The organism is Blautia sp. MSK20_18, assembly GCF_020553125.1.
In the GTDB taxonomy this organism is placed as follows: domain Bacteria; phylum Bacillota; class Clostridia; order Lachnospirales; family Lachnospiraceae; genus Blautia_A; species Blautia_A fusiformis.
The window spans coordinates 1-20395 of the sequence record NZ_JAJCGR010000009.1 but is presented as its reverse complement, the minus strand read 5'-3'; the positions used below and the strand labels follow the sequence as shown (position 1 = coordinate 20395).

The 20395-nt window shown below is 46.3% G+C and carries 19 protein-coding genes; 9 read left to right on the top strand and 10 right to left on the bottom strand.

Annotated elements, in window-relative coordinates; all coding sequences use genetic code 11:
• Window positions 1-12: 12 nt before the first annotated feature.
• Complete coding sequence (locus LI091_RS07150; RefSeq protein WP_265190983.1) at window positions 13-1098, top strand: acyltransferase family protein; 1086 nt, start codon at window positions 13-15, stop codon at window positions 1096-1098.
• A 110-nt stretch (window positions 1099-1208) separates the two neighbouring features.
• On the opposite strand, the gene LI091_RS07145 is transcribed toward LI091_RS07150, so the two are convergent.
• Window positions 1209-2129 (bottom strand): helix-turn-helix transcriptional regulator, encoded by a 921-nt coding sequence (locus LI091_RS07145; protein ID WP_265190982.1) that lies wholly within the window; start codon window positions 2127-2129, stop codon window positions 1209-1211.
• Window positions 2122-2334: a TOBE domain-containing protein gene (locus LI091_RS07140; RefSeq protein WP_015527392.1), complete on the bottom strand. Its 213-nt coding sequence runs from the start codon at window positions 2332-2334 to the stop codon at window positions 2122-2124. Before LI091_RS07140 ends, LI091_RS07145 begins: the two co-directional genes overlap by 8 nt.
• A 307-nt stretch (window positions 2335-2641) precedes the next feature.
• On the opposite strand from LI091_RS07140, the gene modA reads away from it, so the two are divergent.
• From modA to LI091_RS07125, 3 genes are all read left to right on the top strand, one after another.
• Window positions 2642-3544 (top strand): molybdate ABC transporter substrate-binding protein, encoded by a 903-nt coding sequence (modA, locus tag LI091_RS07135; RefSeq protein ID WP_265190981.1) that lies wholly within the window; start codon window positions 2642-2644, stop codon window positions 3542-3544.
• A gap of 67 nt (window positions 3545-3611) precedes the next feature.
• Window positions 3612-4307, top strand: a complete 696-nt coding sequence (gene modB, locus LI091_RS07130) for a molybdate ABC transporter permease subunit (protein WP_265190980.1) — start codon at window positions 3612-3614, stop codon at window positions 4305-4307.
• Window positions 4307-5356: a sulfate/molybdate ABC transporter ATP-binding protein gene (locus LI091_RS07125; RefSeq protein ID WP_265190979.1), complete on the top strand. Its 1050-nt coding sequence runs from the start codon at window positions 4307-4309 to the stop codon at window positions 5354-5356. The genes modB and LI091_RS07125 overlap by 1 nt, the downstream gene beginning before the upstream one ends.
• Before the next feature lie 84 nt (window positions 5357-5440).
• Here the strand turns inward: LI091_RS07125 and LI091_RS07120 are convergent, their stop codons facing one another.
• Together LI091_RS07120 and LI091_RS07115 are read right to left on the bottom strand one after the other, a co-directional pair.
• On the bottom strand, window positions 5441-6529 hold the full coding sequence (locus LI091_RS07120; protein ID WP_265190978.1) for a PucR family transcriptional regulator: 1089 nt from the start codon (window positions 6527-6529) through the stop codon (window positions 5441-5443).
• Between the two features lie 103 nt (window positions 6530-6632).
• A complete protein-coding gene (locus LI091_RS07115; protein WP_015527387.1) occupies window positions 6633-7748 on the bottom strand; it encodes an ABC transporter ATP-binding protein in 1116 nt (371 codons plus the stop codon).
• Window positions 7749-8079: 331 nt separating this feature from the next.
• Here LI091_RS07115 and LI091_RS07110 point away from each other — a divergent pair, with 331 nt between their 5' ends.
• From LI091_RS07110 to LI091_RS07100, 3 genes are all read left to right on the top strand, one after another.
• A complete protein-coding gene (locus tag LI091_RS07110) occupies window positions 8080-8538 on the top strand; it encodes a transcriptional repressor (protein ID WP_021651932.1) in 459 nt (152 codons plus the stop codon).
• A 259-nt stretch (window positions 8539-8797) separates the two neighbouring features.
• Window positions 8798-9118, top strand: coding sequence for a DUF6110 family protein (locus tag LI091_RS07105; RefSeq protein ID WP_021651933.1), 321 nt, complete (start codon window positions 8798-8800; stop codon window positions 9116-9118).
• A gap of 14 nt (window positions 9119-9132) precedes the next feature.
• Window positions 9133-11208 (top strand): heavy metal translocating P-type ATPase, encoded by a 2076-nt coding sequence (locus LI091_RS07100; protein ID WP_265190977.1) that lies wholly within the window; start codon window positions 9133-9135, stop codon window positions 11206-11208.
• Window positions 11209-11389: 181 nt separating this feature from the next.
• Here the strand turns inward: LI091_RS07100 and LI091_RS18615 are convergent, their stop codons facing one another.
• Complete coding sequence (locus LI091_RS18615) at window positions 11390-11842, bottom strand: helix-turn-helix transcriptional regulator (RefSeq protein ID WP_265190976.1); 453 nt, start codon at window positions 11840-11842, stop codon at window positions 11390-11392.
• Window positions 11843-11995: 153 nt separating this feature from the next.
• Window positions 11996-12337, bottom strand: a complete 342-nt coding sequence (locus LI091_RS07090; RefSeq protein ID WP_265190975.1) for an AraC family ligand binding domain-containing protein — start codon at window positions 12335-12337, stop codon at window positions 11996-11998.
• Between the two features lie 260 nt (window positions 12338-12597).
• On the opposite strand from LI091_RS07090, the gene LI091_RS07085 reads away from it, so the two are divergent.
• Window positions 12598-14715, top strand: coding sequence for a glycoside hydrolase family 36 protein (locus LI091_RS07085; RefSeq protein ID WP_265190974.1), 2118 nt, complete (start codon window positions 12598-12600; stop codon window positions 14713-14715).
• Between the two features lie 141 nt (window positions 14716-14856).
• Here LI091_RS07085 and LI091_RS07080 read toward each other — a convergent pair whose 3' ends face one another.
• Complete coding sequence (locus LI091_RS07080) at window positions 14857-16050, bottom strand: MFS transporter (protein ID WP_265190973.1); 1194 nt, start codon at window positions 16048-16050, stop codon at window positions 14857-14859.
• Between the two features lie 180 nt (window positions 16051-16230).
• Between LI091_RS07080 and LI091_RS07075 the strand changes: the two genes are divergently transcribed.
• Window positions 16231-17076 (top strand): helix-turn-helix transcriptional regulator, encoded by an 846-nt coding sequence (locus LI091_RS07075; RefSeq protein ID WP_265190972.1) that lies wholly within the window; start codon window positions 16231-16233, stop codon window positions 17074-17076.
• Between the two features lie 150 nt (window positions 17077-17226).
• On the opposite strand, the gene LI091_RS07070 is transcribed toward LI091_RS07075, so the two are convergent.
• From LI091_RS07070 to LI091_RS07060, 3 genes are all read right to left on the bottom strand, one after another.
• Window positions 17227-17640 carry a C-GCAxxG-C-C family protein gene (locus LI091_RS07070; protein ID WP_195635193.1) on the bottom strand — a complete coding sequence of 138 codons (414 nt, stop codon included), beginning with the start codon at window positions 17638-17640 and terminating at the stop codon, window positions 17227-17229.
• A gap of 20 nt (window positions 17641-17660) precedes the next feature.
• Window positions 17661-19019, bottom strand: coding sequence for a M20 family metallopeptidase (locus LI091_RS07065; protein WP_265190970.1), 1359 nt, complete (start codon window positions 19017-19019; stop codon window positions 17661-17663).
• Between the two features lie 103 nt (window positions 19020-19122).
• Window positions 19123-20331, bottom strand: a complete 1209-nt coding sequence (locus tag LI091_RS07060; RefSeq protein WP_173761048.1) for a MalY/PatB family protein — start codon at window positions 20329-20331, stop codon at window positions 19123-19125.
• Window positions 20332-20395: the final 64 nt, after the last annotated feature.

Genomic DNA, 20395 nt, shown 5'->3' with positions numbered 1-20395 from the left:
GGAGGTTGGATTTTGGAAGGAAAGCAGGCAATAAAGTTTGATAAATATAATTCTCAGGCGATGAAGGGCATTGCCATTGTTATAATGCTGTTCCATCATATGTATCTGAGTCAAGACAGATTTGAGGGGCTGAATGTTGTTTTCACTCCGTTTTCAGCAGATCGGATCATGTATCTGTGCAGAACATTTAAGATCTGTGTACCGATCTATGCATTTATTTCCGGATACGGACTGTATCTCAGTTACAGAAAAAATAATTCTACACCTGGCAAGTGGACAGCCAAAAGACTGATAAAAACAATGGGAGGGTTCTGGATTATATGGGGGCTTTCTGTTGTGAGCTCACAGCTTTATAACGGCTATGCCGTGGCCAGATATTTCGGAAACGGAAGTATTGCCAAAGGTGTTAGCGCAATGGTGCTGGATTTTTTTGGTCTGGCGAAACTTTTCGGAACTTCGACTCTGAACGGAACCTGGTGGTATATGAGTGCGGCGATCATTTTTATCATCTGCGTGCCACTGTTTATGATAAAGGAAGAATATCTGGTATTTATTCTTGTGGCTGTTGCGGCATTTCCACGGATAATTTCCCTGGAGGTTATGGGAATTACGGGTATTTATGCATTTTTACCGGTATTTCTCATGGGAATGTGTGTAGCCAAGTATGATCTGTTTAACCGATGGTTTAAGATATGGAATGCTGGAATGAAGCATGTTTTCAAATTTCTTCTGGAGCTTCTTGCGGTGTTTATTTTGTATAAAGCGTACAGAACTTTGCCGCTGACGGTATACAGTGAGATCCACTGGGGTGTGTATCCAATTGTATTTATGGCATTTTGCTGCGAATTTATTAATGTCATTCCGGGAGTGCGACAGATTTTATTGTTCCTCGGAAAACATTCCATGAATATATTTCTGATACATACATTTATAAGAAAATCTTCTTTTGTGTATGTGAGTGGATATTTTCTGACCAATACACTGACGCTTCTGCTGGCTTCACTGGCAGTGTCCATAGCGCTGGAATGGCTGAAAAAGGTAAGCGGATACAACCGCCTGATCCAGAACATCTGTGTGAAAGCAGAACAGATTATATAAAAATATAAAAAATCCTGAATTCTGATAAACATCTTTTTTACCGGACAGAATAGATGTCCGGGCTTCTGATATATATCAGCATTCAGGATTTTTATTGTATAGAAACAGGCTCAGATAGAAAAAATTTCTCCTGTATGGCTTGTATCATATCCTGTCTGGAGGGACAGGAACCGGCGGAAAGGTTCGGATGCAATGGTTTCCGCTACGGCCTGAAAGCCGGGGGTGCTCAGATTTTTGGTCTGCATAACCAGGAAGAGTGATTCCTGGCAAACAGGAAGAAAATCCAGCTCCGGAAAGCTTCTCGCTACACAGGCCTCGCCAAGAGCTATGTCTGCCTGTCCGCCAGCCACTGCAGCAGCCGTGGAGTGATCGGTAACAAGCTCATTTCGATATCCGGATATGGAATCCGGTGAAATTTCGGAAGACAGAAGTGTACGGTCAAGAAGGATACGACGGCTGCTTCCTTTTTCGCGATTCACAAAAATAATATCTGCCCGTGTAAGATCAGAAAATCCCCGGATATTCTTGGGATTTTCTTTTTTTACATAGAAGCCGACAGGATATTGACACAGAGAGATCACAGTCAGTGGGATACCGGGTATAAGGCTATGGATATCTTCCGGTGAGGCGGATGCACAGGCAATGTGGACTTTTTCAAAATAGAGAGAATACAGTCCGTTGTAGGTGTTCATGTGAGACTGCAGAACCGGCAGATTGTCTGGGTGTGTGGGAAGCTGATTCAGGAGAAGATCCAGAGCCGGAGAAGCCTGTCCGCTGATGATCAGTCCACTGGAATGCAGAAGATAATCCCTTTTCAAAAGAGAACTCTCCGGCTGGTGATCATAAGACTGAGCAGAAGACGCAGAACATTCCGAACCCTTAAGATACTGAGACAGCTGTTCCTCGCTGACCCGCAGCTGTTTGCCGACTTTGGAGGAGGAAAGCTCTCCGCGTTTGATCAGGTCATATACTGTGGATTTTTTGATCTTTAGTTTATCTGCAACTTCCTGTGCTGTGTAGACTTTATTCATCGATACCTACCATAACATTGGTTGCCTTAATCACTGCGTAAGCATCAGAGCCTACTTTCAGTCCAAGTTCTTCCACCGCCGCACAGGAGATGGTAGCAGTGATGATATTTCCACCACCGATATCGATGGAAACGATGGAATTTACAGCTCCCTGGTTGATGTTGATGATTTTTCCTTTTAACTGATTACGTGCACTGAGTTTCATAAGTAATTCTCCTTTTCTTGAATATTGAATGAACCGGATCAGGCAAGTTCTCTGCTTCCGTTGTGCAGAGCAATGAACCTTGTGTGGGATTTGTCTGTATCAGGAGTGCTGTAAGCCACTCATGATAAGAAACGAAGCGGATCGTGAACATCCGCCTGGCTTGTCAACTATGTATTTATGATAGCACTTGTAGAGAAAAACAGCAATGCCTTATAGCTTGACAAGAAACTTTCCTTTCGGTAAAATTAAACAAAACCATTCAAAACTAAACAAAACTGAACGAAACGGAAAAGGAGAGAAACAAAAGATGAAGAAAAAAATCTTAGCAGCCCTTACCGCGGGAATTTTAACAACAGGCCTTATGACCGGAACTGTTTTTGCGGCGGACACAGAAGTGAAAGGTGATGAGAACCTGAAGGGAGAGGTTTATGCATTTATTGCTGCCAGCCTCAGCAATTCCATGGAGGAGATCCAGAAGGATTTCAATGAGCTTTATCCGAATGTAACGATCTATTACAGTGCAGACAGCTCAGGTACACTGCAGACACAGATCGAGGAAGGTGCACGCTGTGATCTTTTCTTTTCAGCAGCAGATAAACAGATGGATGCCCTCACAGAGGAAAAACTGACAAAGGAAGACACCGTTAAGGATCTTCTTGAGAACAAAGTCGTTCTGATCAGACCAAAGGACGGAGAGACAAAGGTAACAGGATTCGAGAATATCACAGACGCTGAAAATATGGCGCTTGCAGGAGAGGATGTTCCGGTGGGACAGTACGCCCGTGAGATCTTTAACAATCTTGGGATCCTGGACGATGTAAACAAAATGGAGATCAACGAGTGCAAGAATGTAACGGATGTACTTGCAGCAGTCAGTGAAGGAAGTAATGAGGTTGGTGTTGTATATGCGACAGATGCTGCGTCTGTTACTGATAAAGTAGATATCATCGCAGAGGCGCCGGCAGACAGCCTTAAGACGCCGGTTCTTTATCCTGTGGGACTTATCGAGGACAAGGAAGCATCGGAAGACGATACCAGGGCAGCAGAGGTTTTTCTCGATTATGTAGAGTCTGACGCAGCGATCAAGGTATTTGAGGACTATGGATTTACAGCATATGAGGCTGAGGATTCCGAGGATGCCACAGAAGCTTCTGCAGACAACACGGAGGCTGAGGACAGCACAGCTTCCGCAGACAGCACATCCAAATGAGTATGATGTAGAAAACCGGCAGGCAGTAAATATTGAAACACAGTAAATGCCGGCACAGGAATGAAATATGACAGAATTTTTGAGAGAAATAAACTGGAGTCCTCTGTGGATTTCCTTAAAAACAGGTCTGGCAGCCACAGTGATCGCTTTTTTTATGGGAATATTCTGCGCCCGGAAGATCATGAAGCTGAAGCCGGGAGCCAGAGCAGTACTGGACGGGATCCTTACTCTTCCGCTGGTACTTCCTCCTACAGTGGCTGGATTTTTTCTGCTACTGATCTTCAGCCTGAAAAGGCCCTTCGGAAGCTTTCTTCTGGATAATTTTGATATTAAGATCGTGCAGACCTGGAAGGGCTGTGTGGTCGCAGCGGCAGTGATCGCATTTCCGCTGATGTACCGCAATGCACGGGCTGCTTTTGAACAGGTGGATATAAATCTTATCCATGCAGGTCAGACTCTGGGGATGAGCGACAGCCGGATATTCTGGCGGGTAGTCATGCCGGCGGTAGGACCGGGGATCGCATCCGGAACAGTGCTGACATTTGCACGTGCGATCGGAGAATATGGCGCAACCTCCATGCTTGCCGGAAATATCCTTGGAAAAACCAGAACAGTTTCTGTTGCCATTGCATCAGAGACAGCAGCCGGAAATTACGGAACTGCAGGCTTCTGGGTCGTTGTGATCGTGCTGATCTCCTTTGTGATCGTAGCGCTGATCAATATCGTATCCGGAAGAGGTATGAAAACAAGAAGGTGGATCTGATGGCAGTCAAAGTAAATATCGAAAAAAACTTCCGTGATTTTTCCCTGAAGGTAAATTTTGAAGGCAGTTCGTCAGCCATTGGGCTTCTTGGTGCTTCCGGCAGCGGAAAAAGCATGACCTTACGCTGTATTGCAGGAATCGAAACACCGGATAAGGGAAGGATCGTTATCAATGGAAAAACAGTGTTTGATTCTGAAAAAGGGATCAATTTGAAACCGCAGAAGCGACGGATCGGATATCTGTTTCAGAATTATGCGCTGTTCCCAACCATGACAGTGGAACAGAACATCCGCTGCGGTTATCGTGGGGAAAAATCCTCCGCCAGAGAAAAAGTGGCAGATCTGATCCGGCGATATCATCTGGAGGGGCTGGAGAAGCGCCTGCCCTCACAGCTTTCCGGCGGACAGCAGCAGAGAGTGGCACTGGCCAGAATGATGATTGGAGAGCCGGAAGCTATTCTTCTGGATGAGCCGTTTTCCGCACTGGACGGTTACCTGAAGGATGTGCTCCAGCGGGAGATGCAGGATTTCCTCAAGGACTATCCGGGAGATATGATCCTTGTGACACACAGTAGAGATGAGGCCTATAAATTCTGCAGGGAGCTTTCCATTGTACATGAAGGCAGGATCCTTGTGACCGGGGAGACGAAGCAGCTGTTTGAGAGACCGGGACTTCTGGAAGCGGCAAAGCTTACCGGCTGTAAGAATTTTTCCAGAGCGGAGAGGCTGGGATCTCACGAGATCTATGCGGCGGACTGGAAAATGAAGCTCCATACCGAAGAAAACGTAGATGAGGACATTACTTACGTAGGGATACGCGGCCACTGGATCCGCCCGGAATCAAAGCCGGGTGAGAACTGTATGGCAGTGCGGGTAGACCAATACATAGAAACTACATTTGAACATCAGTATATGATCCGGAACAAAGCGGACGAGAATGCTGCCGGATTATGGTGGATGCGTCCCAAAAACAGCTTTACGGAGGATCCGGATAAAGATCTTCCGGAATATCTGTATCTTCCACCGGAGCATCTGATGCTGCTGAAATAAAGAAAATCCCGGAAACAGACATTATCTGCTGTTTCCGGGATTTTTTGTGCACCTGCATTTTTGATGGATTTTTGCAGACAGGAGCTATTTTCCGTGATTTCCGGAATAGGTGATGTAATCGGACACCATCATGGCAAGCTTGAAGGCTAGTGCATCCTCAAAGGTACGGATATCCAGGCCAAATCGTTTCTGCAGCTTTTCAAAACGGTACACCAGAGTATTCCGGTGCACATAGAGCTGTCTGGAGGTTTCAGAAAGGTTCAGGTTATTTTCAAAGAAGGTCCGGATGATATTGAGGGTTTCGTCGTCAATAGATTCCAGGGATTCTTCTCCGAAGATCTCGCCTACAAACATGTTGCAGACCTGAGTGGGAAGCTGATAGATCAGACGGCCAATGCCCAGGCGGTTGTAACCGAAAACGTTTTTGTCAGCATAAAAGATCTTGCCGACCTCCAGGGCAGTGCGGGCTTCCTTGTAGGCATCGGAAAGCTCCATGATATCATCTGCAACATTGCTGTAGGAAACCCAGGCAGAGGTCATGGCCTCTGTATTGAGCATATCTACCAGCATGCAGGCGATACCCTCCAGCTCTTCGTAGCTTTCGGTGTTCTGAAGCTCACGTACTACGATGATGCCGGAATCATCCAGTGCAGTGATAAAATCCCGTGTACGGGCAGAAAAGATGTTACGGATGGTAGCCAGGGCATTTTCGTCCTTGTGCTGCTTGGTTTCCACAAGAAATACCGCACGGCGGGCAGTAGGTGTGATATGAAGACGGGCAGCCTTGTTAAAAGCCTCTACCTGGGAATAGCGGTTCAGGAGAAGATTCTGCATAAAGGAGTTCTTGTCTGTTTTTTCCGTATAGGCGGTTAGGAGACTTTCTACCTGGCAGACAGCAAGCTCTCCGATGGTAGAAGCCTGCTCTCCGGAGCCCCATACGATCAGAAGCATATTGCTCTGAGGTGCGTTGTTCAGCTTGTACAGACTGCAGCTGTGATTGGAGATGCATAAGGCAGGATCCTCCCGGAACTGAGCAAGCTTTTCAGAAGAAGGAAGCCGGCGATCCCCTGTGGAAATGTATATCTGGTCATTTTCATCCAGAATACAGAAATCAAGACCGCTGATCCGGTTCCAGTCATCCAGAGATTTTTGAATTGTTTGCTGTATTTTCATAAAAAGCGTCCTTTCTGATGTAAAATAAAACTAGTGAAATAAAAAGAAACCCCGGGAAATCATATCCCCGGGGTTACATTCTGTTTTTATGATTCGACGAGAATTAGTTTGTGATAGTAAGCTCTGTCTCTTTGTCGAAGAAGTGAGCTTTCTCCATATCGAATGCAAATCTGATCGGATCACCGGTCTTAGCTGTTGTACGAGGATCAACTCGTGCTGTAACCTGAGTTCCGTCAACATCGAAGTACAGGAATACTTCAGCACCAAGAAGCTCGTAAACTTTAACTACGGAGTTCATTGGTTTGCTTGGAGATGTCTCAAGGAACATCTGAGAATCATGGATATCCTCAGGACGGATACCAAGAACAACTTTCTTTCCAACATAGCCTTTGTCTTTCAGGACTTTAGCCTTAGCTGCCGGAACGATAACCTCATGCTCACCACCGATCGTAGCAACTACATTGCCGCCTTTTTCGGAGATAACAGCATCAAGGAAGTTCATCTGCGGAGATCCCATGAATCCTGCAACGAAGAGGTTGCCTGGTTTCTGATACAGGTTCTGTGGTGTATCAACCTGCTGAACAACACCGTCTTTCATAACAACGATTCTGGTACCAAGTGTCATAGCCTCTGTCTGGTCATGTGTTACATAGATGATAGTAGCGCCAAGTCTCTGATGGATCTTGGAGATCTCGATACGCATCTGTACACGAAGCTTAGCATCCAGGTTGGAAAGAGGCTCATCCATAAGGAATACCTTAGGATTACGAACGATAGCACGTCCCATAGCAACTCGCTGTCTCTGACCACCGGAAAGAGCCTTCGGTTTACGATCAAGAAGCTTGTCAAGGTCAAGGATTCTTGCTGCTTCACGAACAGCCTTGTCAATCTGGTCCTTCGGAACTTTACGAAGCTTAAGTCCGAATGCCATGTTATCATAAACTGTCATATGAGGATACAGAGCGTAGTTCTGGAATACCATTGCGATATCACGGTCCTTAGGCTCAACATCGTTCATGACTTTGTCACCGATCTTAAGTGTACCACCGCTGATCTCCTCAAGACCTGCGATCATACGAAGTGTTGTAGATTTTCCACATCCGGATGGTCCTACGAAGATGATGAATTCTTTGTCTTCGATCTCCAGGTTGAAATCTTTAACTGCCTGGAAGCCGTTCGGATAAGTTTTATTAATGTGAGATAATGATAAACTTGCCATTGTTGTTTCCCTCCAAAATTAATATATTGTTTTACGTAATTTCCTTTGCTGGTTAACAGTATATCGAAAATGAGAGAAAAGGGCTAGAGCTGAATCTTACAAAGTTTCCGGCAGTTTCTTGTCATTCTGACGAAAAAACGAAAGGGGATTTTTCGTCATTTTGTCAAAACGACGGTTTCCTATGTACAGGTTCACGAAACATTATACGGTATTCAGGCAGAATCCTCAATATGTAAAAAAAGTTCAAAGGAGTTATTTACAACTAACCTAAGTTGGAGTATACTAACTTATTAGATAAAAGAAAAGTTTTCTCAATAAAGGAGGGATCAGAATGCATATTGCAGAAGCCGAAACAGAAGAGAAAAAAACAGGATGCTACCGACATACAGAGATGCAGAGGGATCTTATTATAGAGAAACTGAAGGAGAAGGGGCTCCGCATCACCAGACAGAGAAAGATTCTTCTGGACATTATCCTGGAGGGAGAGTGCTCCTGTTGTAAGGAAATCTATTACAGGGCTTCCGCACTGGATCCGAAGATCGGTGTAGCTACAGTATACCGTATGGTCAATACGCTGGAATCCATCGGTGCTATCAGCCGAAAGAATATGTATCGCGTGGCATGCAGCACAAAAGGCGTCTGCACAGTAGAACTGGATGATGATACGATATGCCATCTGTCCGGACAGAAGCTTAATGAAGTGATCCTTGCAGGACTTCGGGCCTGTGGGGAGATCAGTGAACAGAATATCCGTACCCTGGCGCTGCTGCCTGTTCATGAGGTCGGGTGAGTATGGAAAAGCTATGGCACAATATAATAGGAAAGAAGAGGTTTGTACAGACTAAGAATTAGACAGATCAAACTATTAGTAAAAATTAACTGTTAGGTAAAAATAACTGAAAATTTAACGAATTGTGCTGAGTTCACACAAAAAACACTGGACTTTTTTTTACAGACATTTTATAATATTGAAAATATCGGGGCGGACATGAAAAATCCTCACCGGGAATCAGAAAAAAATAAAAATCATATATCAGGAGGAAATTATTATGGCAGACTTTAAATTCAAAAAATCAGGACTTTTTGCAGCAGGCGTTCTTTTCGGTACAGCAGGAATCAAGATCCTCACAAGCAAGGATGCGAAGAAGCTTTACACAGGATGCACAGCAGCTGTTTTAAGAGCTAAGGACTGCATCATGAAAACAGCTACGAATCTTCAGGAGAATGCTGAAGATATTTATGCTGAAGCTAAGGAGATCAATGAGGAAAGATCAGTAGCTGAAGAGGCTGTAGAGGATGTTGAGACAGAAGCAGAGGAAACTGCAGATGAGGATGCATTCAAAGAAACAGCAGAAGAGACAGCTGAGTAAAGAGGCGATTTTCCGTGAAATTTTATATCAAACATGAGACAAGAGGCCGGCTTCGTATCCATCTTGCTCAGAAGAGGATGAGCTACGGGCAGGCAGATACGCTGTTGTATTATCTCGAGAATCTTGATGGAGTGGTTTCTGCCAAGGTATACGAGAGAACCTGTGACGCAGTTGTAAATTATCGGGGCAGCAGAGCTGCGGTTATCCGTGGTATCAGCGAATTTCATTATCAGGATGTAGAGGTTCCTTCACAGGTGCTGCAGAGCTCAGGGAGAGCACTGAATGCAGAATATCAGGAGAAGCTGATCTCCAAGGTGATCTGCCATTACGGAAGAAAGCTTTTTCTGCCATATCCGCTGAATGCCATTTATACAACAGCTACTTCCCTGAAATATATCTGGAAGGGAATCGATACACTTCTTCACCGTAAGATCGAGGTGCCGGTCCTGGATGCCACTGCAATTGGAGTGTCTGTATTACGTCAGGACTTTGGTACTGCAGGCTCCATCATGTTCCTGCTTGGAATCGGAGAGATCCTGGAAGAGTGGACGCATAAGAAATCCGTAGGTGATCTTGCAAGAACCATGTCCCTGAATGTTGGCAGGGTATGGCTGAAGAGAGAGGATCAGGAGATCCTGGTAGAGTCCGGAGAGGTCCAGCCGGGAGATGATGTTGTTGTACGTATGGGTACCGTAATTCCTTTTGACGGAAGTGTTACAGATGGAGAGGCTATGGTCAACCAGGCTTCTCTTACCGGTGAATCTGTACCTGTATGCAAGAAAGAGGGCAGCGTTGCCTATGCAGGCACTGTTGTGGAGGAAGGTGAGATCACCATCCGCGTAAAGACGGTAGGTGGTTCCAGCCGCTATGACAAGATCGTTACCATGATCGAGGAGTCTGAGAAGCTGAAATCTTCTTTGGAGGGAAAGGCAGAGCATCTGGCAGATAAGCTGGTTCCCTATACTCTTGGAGGAACAGCACTTACATATCTCCTTACCAGAAATGCCACCAAGGCCCTTGCGATCCTGATGGTGGATTTCTCCTGCGCGCTTAAGCTTGCAATGCCGATCTCTGTATTGTCTGCGATCCGTGAGGCCGGTACACATAAGGCTACAGTTAAGGGCGGTAAATATCTGGAAGCAATGGCTGAGGCAGATACCATCGTATTTGATAAGACAGGAACTCTGACAAAGGCGAAGCCAACCGTTGTGGATGTGGTTCCTTTTGACAACAATGATCCGGAGGAGATGCTGCGTATCGCCGCATGTATGGAAGAGCATTTCCCACACTCCATGGCCAAGGCTGTTGTCAGTGCTGCCAGGAAGAAGCATTTGGCCCATGAGGAGATGCATTCAAAGGTTGAATATGTAGTAGCGCATGGAATTTCCACTACGATCGAAGACCATAAGGCCGTGATCGGAAGCTATCACTTTGTATTTGAAGATGAGAAATGTCTGATCCCGGAGGATGGCAAGGAGAAATTCGACAATATTCCGGAAGAGTATTCCCATCTGTATCTTGCCATTGACGGATGTCTTGCAGCCGTGATCTGTATTGAAGATCCTCTTCGTGAGGAGGCGAAAGCTGCTGTAGAAGCACTGCGCGGGGCAGGGATTTCCAAGATCGTTATGATGACAGGGGACAGTGAGCGTACAGCAGCAGCCATTGCCAGACGTGTGGGAGTGGACGAATATTATTCCGAGGTGCTTCCGGAGGATAAGGCCAACTTCATCGAAAAAGAAAAGGCAGCCGGAAGAAAGGTTATCATGGTAGGTGACGGAATCAATGATTCTCCGGCACTTTCCGCAGCCAATGTCGGTATCGCCATCAGTGATGGTGCTGAAATTGCCCGGGAGATCGCAGATATTACTGTAGGTGCAGATGATCTTCAGGAGCTGGTTGTTCTGAAAGAGATCAGCAATGCACTGATGAAGCGTATCAGACGCAATTACCGTTTTATTATTACCTTTAACGCAGGTCTTATCGCCTGTGGCGTTGCAGGTATCCTGCAGCCGACTTCATCCGCACTTCTGCATAATACCTCCACACTGGCGATTAGCCTGAAGAGTATGCAGAATCTGCTTCCATAGAAAATTTTTAACCGAATCAAGTAAGTCCCCTGTAGGATTGCGAATATCCGCTTGACAATAAATATAAAAAGCCGGCCAGGTTATCGAAGAGATAAGAGCTTCGTACCTGGCCGGCTTTTTTAGGCTGCTCAGACGTGGATCGCAGGTATCAGCCTGAAGGTGTAGGTGTATGAAGTAAGTTTTATTCCTGAGGAAAGGGTTCGCTTTCCAACGTCAGTCCGTTAGTCATATGATAGCGTTTCTTTTGGGTATCCGAACGGAGAGGCCGGGTATGAAGGCTTCGGTACCTGGAGGGGCTCATATGATAAAATTTTTCGAAGGTATGTGCAAAATGCTGCCGGCTGTTGTATCCGGAAGAAAAGGCAATATCCGTAATGTGCAGAGTACTGTTGCACAGAAGAAAGGCGGCCTGTTCTATACGCTTGCGGTTGATATAGGTATTGATGGTGCAGCCGTTTTTTTCTGTAAAGAGCGCCTGCAGGTAGGATTTGTTGATCCCTGCATATGCGGAGATAGCAGGAATATCAATGTCTTCCAGATAATGCTCGTCAATATAGCGGAGCGCTTTTTTCAGATAGACGATTCCCTGGGGGCTCCGGCTGGAGCGGGCGCAGAATGCAAGCTCTGTAAGCATGCGGCTGAAAAGAAGAAAGAAGAGAAATTCTTCCTTTTGTATCTGACCGGAATTTTGTTGTAAAAAGGTGAGCAGATCCTTCAGGCTGTATCCGAAGCTGCGGGAATCCGCGCCGGAGCAAAAGCCCTGGGAGGATTCCGTAAAATTCCAGAACTAGGAAAATCCGGGATCCTTTTTCAGGAGAAGCTCCAGAGCAACCGGACTTTTTTCGGGAGTAAGGGAAAATTCCAGATTCAGGATCGAGCAGGGAAAACCATCCGGAATCTCCAGCCTGTGAGGTACATCCGGCCGGATAAAGATAAATTGCCCGGATTTCAGTGGGAATTCCGTGTCCTGTGTGCCATCCAGGCAGAAAACCCGGCAGGAACCGGAGGTGATATACATGATCTCATAGCTGGAATGTGTGTGATGCTCCATATGATAATAAGGTAGGGAGAGAGCATAAAAAGCAGAAATATGGAAATATCGGGAAGAGTCCTGGAAAATATCTGGCATGAAAAAACCTCCTGAGTATACTGCGAAGCGGAATGTAAATATTTCAGCTGTAAATTGCGAGTCGGACAGATGCAGATATTCGATTAAATCGCCCTACATGTCTGACTGACTGTACTCTTTACTGTCAGCAAACAGTATATCACGCAAAAATAAATACGACAATATATTGCATTTTTACATTCAGGGGATGATACCTGTCACCTTATAAAAAAACAGATATTATACTGTGATCAAAATCAGAAAAACGGAGGGTATTTTCTATGAGCTATAAAAATGAAAACATGAAAATGATCGAATTACATGAGAATGGCCTGGATATCCAGTTTCGTATCCGGGAAAACGGCGTGGTAGAGCTGGCAGATTTTTCTTCACAGGAAGTAAAAAAAGCAGTCATGGAGCCGAAGGAGGATATCTGTTATCCGGCTGTTGAGATCCACAGAAGCGGCACAGGAAGCTTAAACATGCATGCCTACAAAAACAACATCAATCAGTCCTCTGTGGATTTTGTTTATGAGAACCATGAGCTGAAGGCACAGGCCGGTGGAAAAGAGCTAGAGATCGTAATGATTTCCCCGGAAAAGCTGAAGGCAGTATATCATATGCGCCTGTTTGACGGAGTGCCGGCAGTACAGACCTGGACAGAGATCATCAACGAGGGAAGCGAGGATCAGGGGCTGACCTATGTTTCTTCTTTTATGTATCAGGGAATTTCCAGAGGCGGCGAGAAGCCTTATTATAAAAAAACAGATATCTATGTGCCGTTTAACAGCTGGTGCTGTGAGGCACAGTGGCAGAAATACGATGCAGAAACGCTGAATTTAAACGGAATGGTCGTAGATGGCTTCAATCATCAGGGATATGGCCTGAACCGTTATTGTTACAGTGGAAAGGGCACCTGGTCTACCTGTGAGTATCTTCCCATGGGAATTGCCGAGGACAGAGAAACAGGGGAGACGTATATTTTCCAGATTGAAAGCTCCGGACAGTGGCTGGCAGAATATGGCTCTGCACAGGGCGGAAATCTGTATCTTGCCTTAAGCGGCGCCACAGAGCAGGAGCATGGCTGGTATAAGAATCTGAAACCGGGAGAAAGCTTTACAACCGTTCCGGCAGGGGCAGCGGTTGTAAAAGGTGGCCTGAATCCGGCAGCAGCGGCACTGACCAGATATCGGAGAAAAGTACGCAGACCGAATACGGACGATGAGAAGCTGAACGTGGTATTTAATGATTATATGAACTGCCTGATGGGAGACCCTACAACGGAGCGGGAGCTTTCCATCATTGACAAGGCAGCAGAGCTCGGATGCGAATATTACTGCCTGGATGCAGGCTGGTATGACGACGGATTCTGGTGGGACCGTGTCGGGGAATGGAAAGAAGCATCCGGAAGATTCCCCAATGGTCTGAAAGAAGTCTGCGATCATGCACACAGTAAAGGCCTGAAAATGGGACTCTGGCTGGAAATCGAGGTTATGGGAGTTGCCTGCGAACTGGCAAACAAGCTTCCGGATGACTGGTTTGTCTGTCGTCATGGAAAACGCCACATTGACAATAAACGCTATATGCTGGATTTCCGCAATCCGGAGGTACGGAAATATTGCCGTGATGTAGTAGACAGGCTGATCAATGATTACGGTGTAGAGTACTTTAAAGTGGACTATAACGTAACCATGGGATATGGAAGTGATCTGAACAGTGACAGCTGTGCAGATGCCATCCGTGAGCATTATGAATGTCTTCACCAGTGGTATGAGGAAATCTTCCGGGATCATCCTGAGCTTGTTGTGGAGAACTGCGGTTCCGGCGGACAGCGTATGGATTATGGTATGCTGAAGGTCTTAAGCCTGCAGTCTACCAGTGATCAGACAGATTATCTCTACAATGCCAATATCGCTGCCAATGTAGCCAGTGCGGTAACTCCGGAGCAGGGTGGTATGTGGGTATATCCGTATGAGGATGAAGAAGAGCATGTGATCTACAATGTAGTAAATGGTATGCTTCTCCGCCCATATATCAGCGGTATGGTATGGAAGCTGGGCGAAAATTCCATGAACCGTATGAAGGAGGGAATCTCCCTGTATAAGGAGATCCGTGAGGAAGTCCGTGACGGCGTGCCGTTCTTCCCGCTTGGTTTTGGAAATCTGAAATCTGAAGTTCTTGCTTACGGAGTGAAAGCAGAGAAGAATACCTATCTTTCGGTATGGACACCGGGAACAACAGAAGCAGTGATCCCGCTGGAAAATGCAGAGCAGGTCCGCAGAGTATCCGTGATCTATCCGAAGGAAGAGATGTGCGGATATAAGATCGAAAATGGAAATCTTGTAGTGAAGATGCCACAGGAAAAAGCGGCCAGACTGTTTAAGATCGAGATGAAATAGAAAATCAGGAAAGACCGATTTATAGGACTGAAAGAATATAAAAAATAAAACCACATCAGTAACAGAAGATTATTGAGAAAATAAAATACAGCCAGGAATATCGGATATAAGATCCGGATAATTTCCTGGCTGTATTTTTATTTATCGGATATCCGCACCCGGCTTCATGAGCTGAAGCAGGATCACCGCACAGAGGATCGCTCCGATGCCCGGAACTGCACCACCGATCCCGACAAAACGAAGTCCGGCATATTTTACGATCACTCCACCCATGGCAGAACCGGCTGCAATGCCAAAGTTAAAGAAAACCGAGATCAGAGAAGATGCCAGGTTTACACAGGCAGGATGCTCTCTGGTGGCGATCTTCAGAAAATGCATCTGCAGTGGTGAGTTCAGAAGATACATCATAACACCGAGGATAAACAGTACCAGTCCTCCGCTTATCAGGTTATGGGTGGCAATAGGCAGAAGCAGCAGACATATCGTCTGGATGACGTAGATCAGGGGCAGCAGGCGGATGCCGGTTTTGTTTGCCACCTGACCGGAGCTTACATTGCTTGTGATCGCCGCAATACCGAAGATCAGAAGCGCAACGCTTAACATGGAATCCGGAATATGAAGCTCCTGCTGTAAGATCGGTGTCAGATATGTATAGAAGCAGTAGGTGGAGGCGCCTGCCAGGAAAACGATGGCACAGCCAATGGAGATCCTTTTGTCCAGAAAAAGTTTAAACTGTTCCAGGATACTTCCGGCCTTCAGCCGGTTCTGCCGCGGCAGCTTCACAAACAGAAGCGCCAGCAGAGCCAGGGTTGCCACGAAGATCGTGATAAAAGCCGCACGCCAGCCAAAAGTTTGCGTGATAGTGGAAGCGATAGGCACACCCACAACAGAAGCAATGCTGAAGCCTGAAAAGACACCTGCGATCACACCCGGGATATGCTCCGGGATGGAAGCAACATCTTCCGCATACGTCATGGAGATGGAGACCACAGTACCGGAAACCACAGCCGTAAGAATACGGAACACCAGAAATACCGTGTAATTGACAGCAATGGCACAGATCAGATTGCAGAGCGCAAACAGTGAAATTCCCAGCATGGTAATACGAAAACGATTGTATTTTCCCACATAGGCAGCCAGAAACGGAGTGCCAAGGCCATAGGCAAAGGCAAACAGAGATACAATGCTTCCGGCCTGAGTCAGTGAAATCCCGAATCCGTCCGCAATTTCCGGCAGGATACCGATCACAGTATATTCACTGGTACCCAGGAAAAAGCTGAGCATGATCAGGCCTATAACAGCCGGATTAAAAAATCGAGCTTTGGATGATGACATGATAATAAGTCCTCCCTGAAAAAAATAAAGATCAAGTTTCTGCATCAGAGAAAACTTTTTCAACAAGAAAAGCTTCTTTGATGCGGTAAAAGAATATCACAATTTTCACCGTGTTTCTTGTTTACAGCTGTCAGATTTTTGTAGTATATTGATATCAGAAGGCGGGGAGGAGACGAGAAGATGGAAATACCGGTATTTGGAAAAGAACAGTATCCGCTGAACAGAGAGTCCGGACTTTCCTATACGATTTCGGATATTTATAAGCATGTGCCAATACATACTCATACTCATTATGAACTTTTTATCATTTCAGAGGGCGTGGCCTATCATATGATCAATGATTCCGTACAGACAGTAAGAAAAGGGGATCTGTTTTTTATACGCCCCAATGATATGCACAGCTATAACTTTTATCATTCGGAGAATTTCTGCGTCCGGAATCTGGGCTTTTCTACCCAGGTGCTCCGGAATGTTTCCCTGTTTCTGGAGCAGGAGGAAAAGATGGATAAACTGATAAACAGTGAGATGCCTGCCTATGTACATCTGGAAGGGGAAAATTTCTGCAAGGTTCTGGATGCAATGGATGCTGCGGGAAAGTTGGTGAACAGTAGCCATCCCCGGCACGCAAGATATCATGCGCAGTGTGTCATTGCGCTTCTTCTGGAGGATTATTTCTTCACATATGATGAAAAGGATCCCTGGAATCAGATGCCTTCCTGGTTGTCAGAGCTTCTCTTAAATATGTCAAAGATTGAAAATCTCCAGGAAGGCTACAAAAAAATGTGCGAGCTGGCTCCCTGTTCTCCAAGCCATCTCTGCAGGCTTCTGAAACAGATCTGTGGGAAAACGCCTACCCAGTATATCAACCAGGAGCGTCTGAAATATGCAGTTTATCTTCTGGCACAGACAGACCGGGAAATCCTGGATATCTGTGAGTGCTGCGGATTTTCCAATGTGAGCCACTTTTATCATCTGTTTCGGGAGCAGTTTGGAGTGTCACCGGCGAAATTCCGGAAGACAGTGTGAATGAGATGCCATACATTTCCGATGATGCGGTTATGGCACAGCAGAAGGGAATAAAAAAAGCCATCCGGGAGTATTAGGAAAAGAAAACAGCAGAGCTGTATGTCCCGAGATTACAGGGAATATACAATTCTGCTGTTTTATTTTATGAGATTATCTGTTTTCCGCAAGATATTCTTCTGTAAGAGCAACCGCATCTGTGATACACTGCGGGCAGCTGCAGAGAACCTTGCCTGTCTCCACACCTTTTAATTCACGGCAGATACAGGAACCGTTTTTTTCTTTGAATTTCTGGATATAGGTGCGGAGCTTTTTGTAAGTGTCACCTTTGGAGCCGGAACCTTCTTCGGTATTTCCGCGGCTGTTGGAAAGTCCGATGATCATAGCCATACCGGAAAGAGCACCGCACATTTCCATAACACTCATTCCAAGGCCGAAGCCCTCGGCAATACGGAACATCTCGTTTTCATCGATGCCAAATTCCCGGCAGAAAGAACAGGCAACTGCCTGTGCACAGTTACAGCCATTCTCGTGTAATTTTGTAGCGTGTTCAGCTTTTGTACTCATGATTTCTTATCCTCCTGATTTCAGATTGCAAGCATATTTTTGATCGCTTCCATATAGATCAGTACTGCTTCTTCCATGCCGGAGACCAGGATAAATTCATCGGCTCCGTGGATGCGGTAGTCAATTCCCTCTTTTTCAGGTCCGAAGGCTATGATGTTTTTGAGGGATTTTGCGTAAGTGCCGCCTCCGATGACCATTGGTTTGTGTTCGGTATCGCCGGTCACATCTGTGTAAGCTTTGTAAAGAGCATTTACCAGCGGAGATTCTCTTGGGAAGAATAACGGAGCAACAACCTTTATGATCTCAATACGACCGTTTTTATCTTCCAGTCTGTCCTGGCACATTTTGCGGATATCGGTCTCATTAAGAGTTACCGGAACACGGATATCGATGGTACAGGAAATGACACCGTTTTCTGTTTTGACGATTCCGTTGCATAACGTCAGATCGCCGTATTCATCTGCAAATTTCAGACCAATGCCGGAGCCGTCACATGCAGTGCCGATATGGGAGTTATAGAATTCCACAAAGTCATCTTCAAAGCCTGCTTTTGCCAGACATTCAAAGGTTACTCCTGCAGCATTGACACCGAGATGGGGAGTGCTGGCATGAGCCGGAATACCTTTGGCGTAGATGGTGAGCTCACCATTTTCTTCGGTTACCTTATATTCCTGGAGCTTCGTCTGGGAAAGTGCGGATTCCAGCTTTTCCTTCAGACCGTCCTCATCGGGAACAATGGTTGTACAGGTGTCACACATTGCATTGGATACAAAACCGCCGTTCATGGAGATGATCCGGGTGTTTTTGGAGCAGGCGATCATGGCAAGCTGACCTTTTTCACCGTGGATACACGGGAAGCTGGCATCCGGTGTGAAACCGCAGGAAAGCTCTTCTGCTACCTGATTGTAGTGATCCATACATTTGGAACCTGTTTCCTCGTTGCAGCCCATGATCAGGCGGACTCTTTTGTTCAGCTTCACGCCGTGGTCGCGGAGAAGCTTCATGGCATAGAGCGCTTCCAGGATAGGGCCTTTGTCATCAGTGGTCCCGCGGCCGTATACATGATCGTCTTCACGGGTAAGGCGGAACGGATCGTAGGTCCAGTCTCCGCCTACAGGAACGATATCCAGATGACCGGCGATGCCGACGATCTCATCGCCCTCACCCATTTCGGCATAACCGCAGTAGTTATCCAGGTTTACGGTTTTAAAGCCAAGTTCTTCGGCAATCTTCAGTCCCTCTTCCAGGGCTTTTGCAGGACCCTCACCAAATGGTTTTCCCTCGGAAGGGGTACCGAGCTGGGAGTCAATGGCAACTAGTCTGCCAAGATTTGTGAGCATTTCTTCTGATAATGCGTGGATTTCCTCTTTAATATCCATATGATTTCCTCCTGTTTACAGCGTTCCGGAAAGTGACAGGATGGAACGCTGATGTTATGAGCTCTATTATAGCATAGATTGTAATGAATGGCAGAGTGGATTTTTACCTGTTGAAGACGTACCGATCCATTCGGCGGAAGGCTTCTTCTATGCGGGAACGGGGTGAGGCCAGATTCATTCTCAGGTGACAGGGACCGAAAAACATCCTGCCGTCCTGGACGGCAACGCCGACATCCCAGCAGGCTTTTTCCACATCTTCGATTGTTTTGCCATGGGCAGTACACCAGTCGGTGCAGTCGGCAAAGAGCATGTAGGTGCCTTCCGGTCTGGAAACGTTGACACCCTTAAAGTGCCGGTCAATGTAATCACAGGCAAAGCTTACATTTCCGCTTAGTACTTCGCATAGTTCATCGGTCCATTCATAGCCTTCAGGCTGATAAGCGCCAAGCAGAGCGTGCATGGACAGAACATTCATCATATTATAATGGCTCAGACTGGACTCCTTCAAAATACGATCCCGCCACCAGCTGTTGTATACAATGTGATAGCTGCCAACAAGTCCTGCCAGATTAAAGGTTTTGGATGGAGCGTAGAAGGCCGCTGTACGCTGGCGGGCATCTTCACTGACGGACTGGCTGGGGATATGCTTATGGCCATTCAGGATGAGGTCAGACCAGATCTCGTCTGAGATGACATAGACATCATATTTTCGGTACAGCTCCATGGCTTTTTCCAGCTCCCGGCGTTCCCACACGCGTCCGCAGGGATTGTGTGGATTGCAGAGAATGGCAGCGTGGATTTTCTTTTCACGGAGTTGTTTTTCCATGTCTGCATAATCCATTCTCCATATGCCGTTTTCATCCTTTATCAGAGGAGAGTGTACGGCCTCGTAGCCGTTGTTTTTCAGGCTTGAGGTGAAGCCTATGTATGTCGGGCTGTGGACCAGGACGTTATCACCGCGGGAGCAGATGCAGTTCAGTGCACTGATAACTCCGCCCAGAACGCCATTTTCGTAGCCAATGTGCCTGGGCTTCAGACCGGTGACACCGTGGCGTGTTTCCTGCCAGCGGATGATGGCTTTATAATATTCCGGCGGGGCTTCGAAGTAACCGAAGGCCGGGTGACTGGCCCGTTCGATGATCGCCTGCTGTATGGTAGGTACAGTAGGAAAGTTCATGTCTGCTACCCACATTGGGATGGCATCGAAGCCCTCCTTCGGCGGGGCAGGAGAGAAACCATCGCCCTTCAGGCCGTCTACTGCGATGGAATCTCTGCCATGTCGGTCAATGATGGAAGTGAAGTCGTATTTCATATGAATGCTCCGTTACTGAAAACTTATAAAAAGTTATAAACTTCTATGTTTCATTCCTACTTCA

What these genes read in the sequence shown, in the direction of transcription:
- LI091_RS18615 (WP_265190976.1), bottom strand. Translation starts at nt 11,842, where the DNA reads ATGCTTACAGAGCTTGCATTCTGCGCCCGCTCCAGCCGGAGCCCCCAG.
- LI091_RS07115 (WP_015527387.1), bottom strand. Translation starts at nt 7,748, where the DNA reads ATGGCAAGTTTATCATTATCTCACATTAATAAAACTTATCCGAACGGC.
- modA (WP_265190981.1), top strand. Translation starts at nt 2,642, where the DNA reads ATGAAGAAAAAAATCTTAGCAGCCCTTACCGCGGGAATTTTAACAACA.
- LI091_RS07085 (WP_265190974.1), top strand. Translation starts at nt 12,598, where the DNA reads ATGAGCTATAAAAATGAAAACATGAAAATGATCGAATTACATGAGAAT.
- LI091_RS07105 (WP_021651933.1), top strand. Translation starts at nt 8,798, where the DNA reads ATGGCAGACTTTAAATTCAAAAAATCAGGACTTTTTGCAGCAGGCGTT.
- LI091_RS07145 (WP_265190982.1), bottom strand. Translation starts at nt 2,129, where the DNA reads ATGAATAAAGTCTACACAGCACAGGAAGTTGCAGATAAACTAAAGATC.
- LI091_RS07070 (WP_195635193.1), bottom strand. Translation starts at nt 17,640, where the DNA reads ATGAGTACAAAAGCTGAACACGCTACAAAATTACACGAGAATGGCTGT.
- LI091_RS07090 (WP_265190975.1), bottom strand. Translation starts at nt 12,337, where the DNA reads ATGCCAGATATTTTCCAGGACTCTTCCCGATATTTCCATATTTCTGCT.
- modB (WP_265190980.1), top strand. Translation starts at nt 3,612, where the DNA reads ATGACAGAATTTTTGAGAGAAATAAACTGGAGTCCTCTGTGGATTTCC.
- LI091_RS07125 (WP_265190979.1), top strand. Translation starts at nt 4,307, where the DNA reads ATGGCAGTCAAAGTAAATATCGAAAAAAACTTCCGTGATTTTTCCCTG.
- LI091_RS07110 (WP_021651932.1), top strand. Translation starts at nt 8,080, where the DNA reads ATGCATATTGCAGAAGCCGAAACAGAAGAGAAAAAAACAGGATGCTAC.
- LI091_RS07075 (WP_265190972.1), top strand. Translation starts at nt 16,231, where the DNA reads ATGGAAATACCGGTATTTGGAAAAGAACAGTATCCGCTGAACAGAGAG.
- LI091_RS07060 (WP_173761048.1), bottom strand. Translation starts at nt 20,331, where the DNA reads ATGAAATACGACTTCACTTCCATCATTGACCGACATGGCAGAGATTCC.
- LI091_RS07080 (WP_265190973.1), bottom strand. Translation starts at nt 16,050, where the DNA reads ATGTCATCATCCAAAGCTCGATTTTTTAATCCGGCTGTTATAGGCCTG.
- LI091_RS07065 (WP_265190970.1), bottom strand. Translation starts at nt 19,019, where the DNA reads ATGGATATTAAAGAGGAAATCCACGCATTATCAGAAGAAATGCTCACA.
- LI091_RS07120 (WP_265190978.1), bottom strand. Translation starts at nt 6,529, where the DNA reads ATGAAAATACAGCAAACAATTCAAAAATCTCTGGATGACTGGAACCGG.
- LI091_RS07140 (WP_015527392.1), bottom strand. Translation starts at nt 2,334, where the DNA reads ATGAAACTCAGTGCACGTAATCAGTTAAAAGGAAAAATCATCAACATC.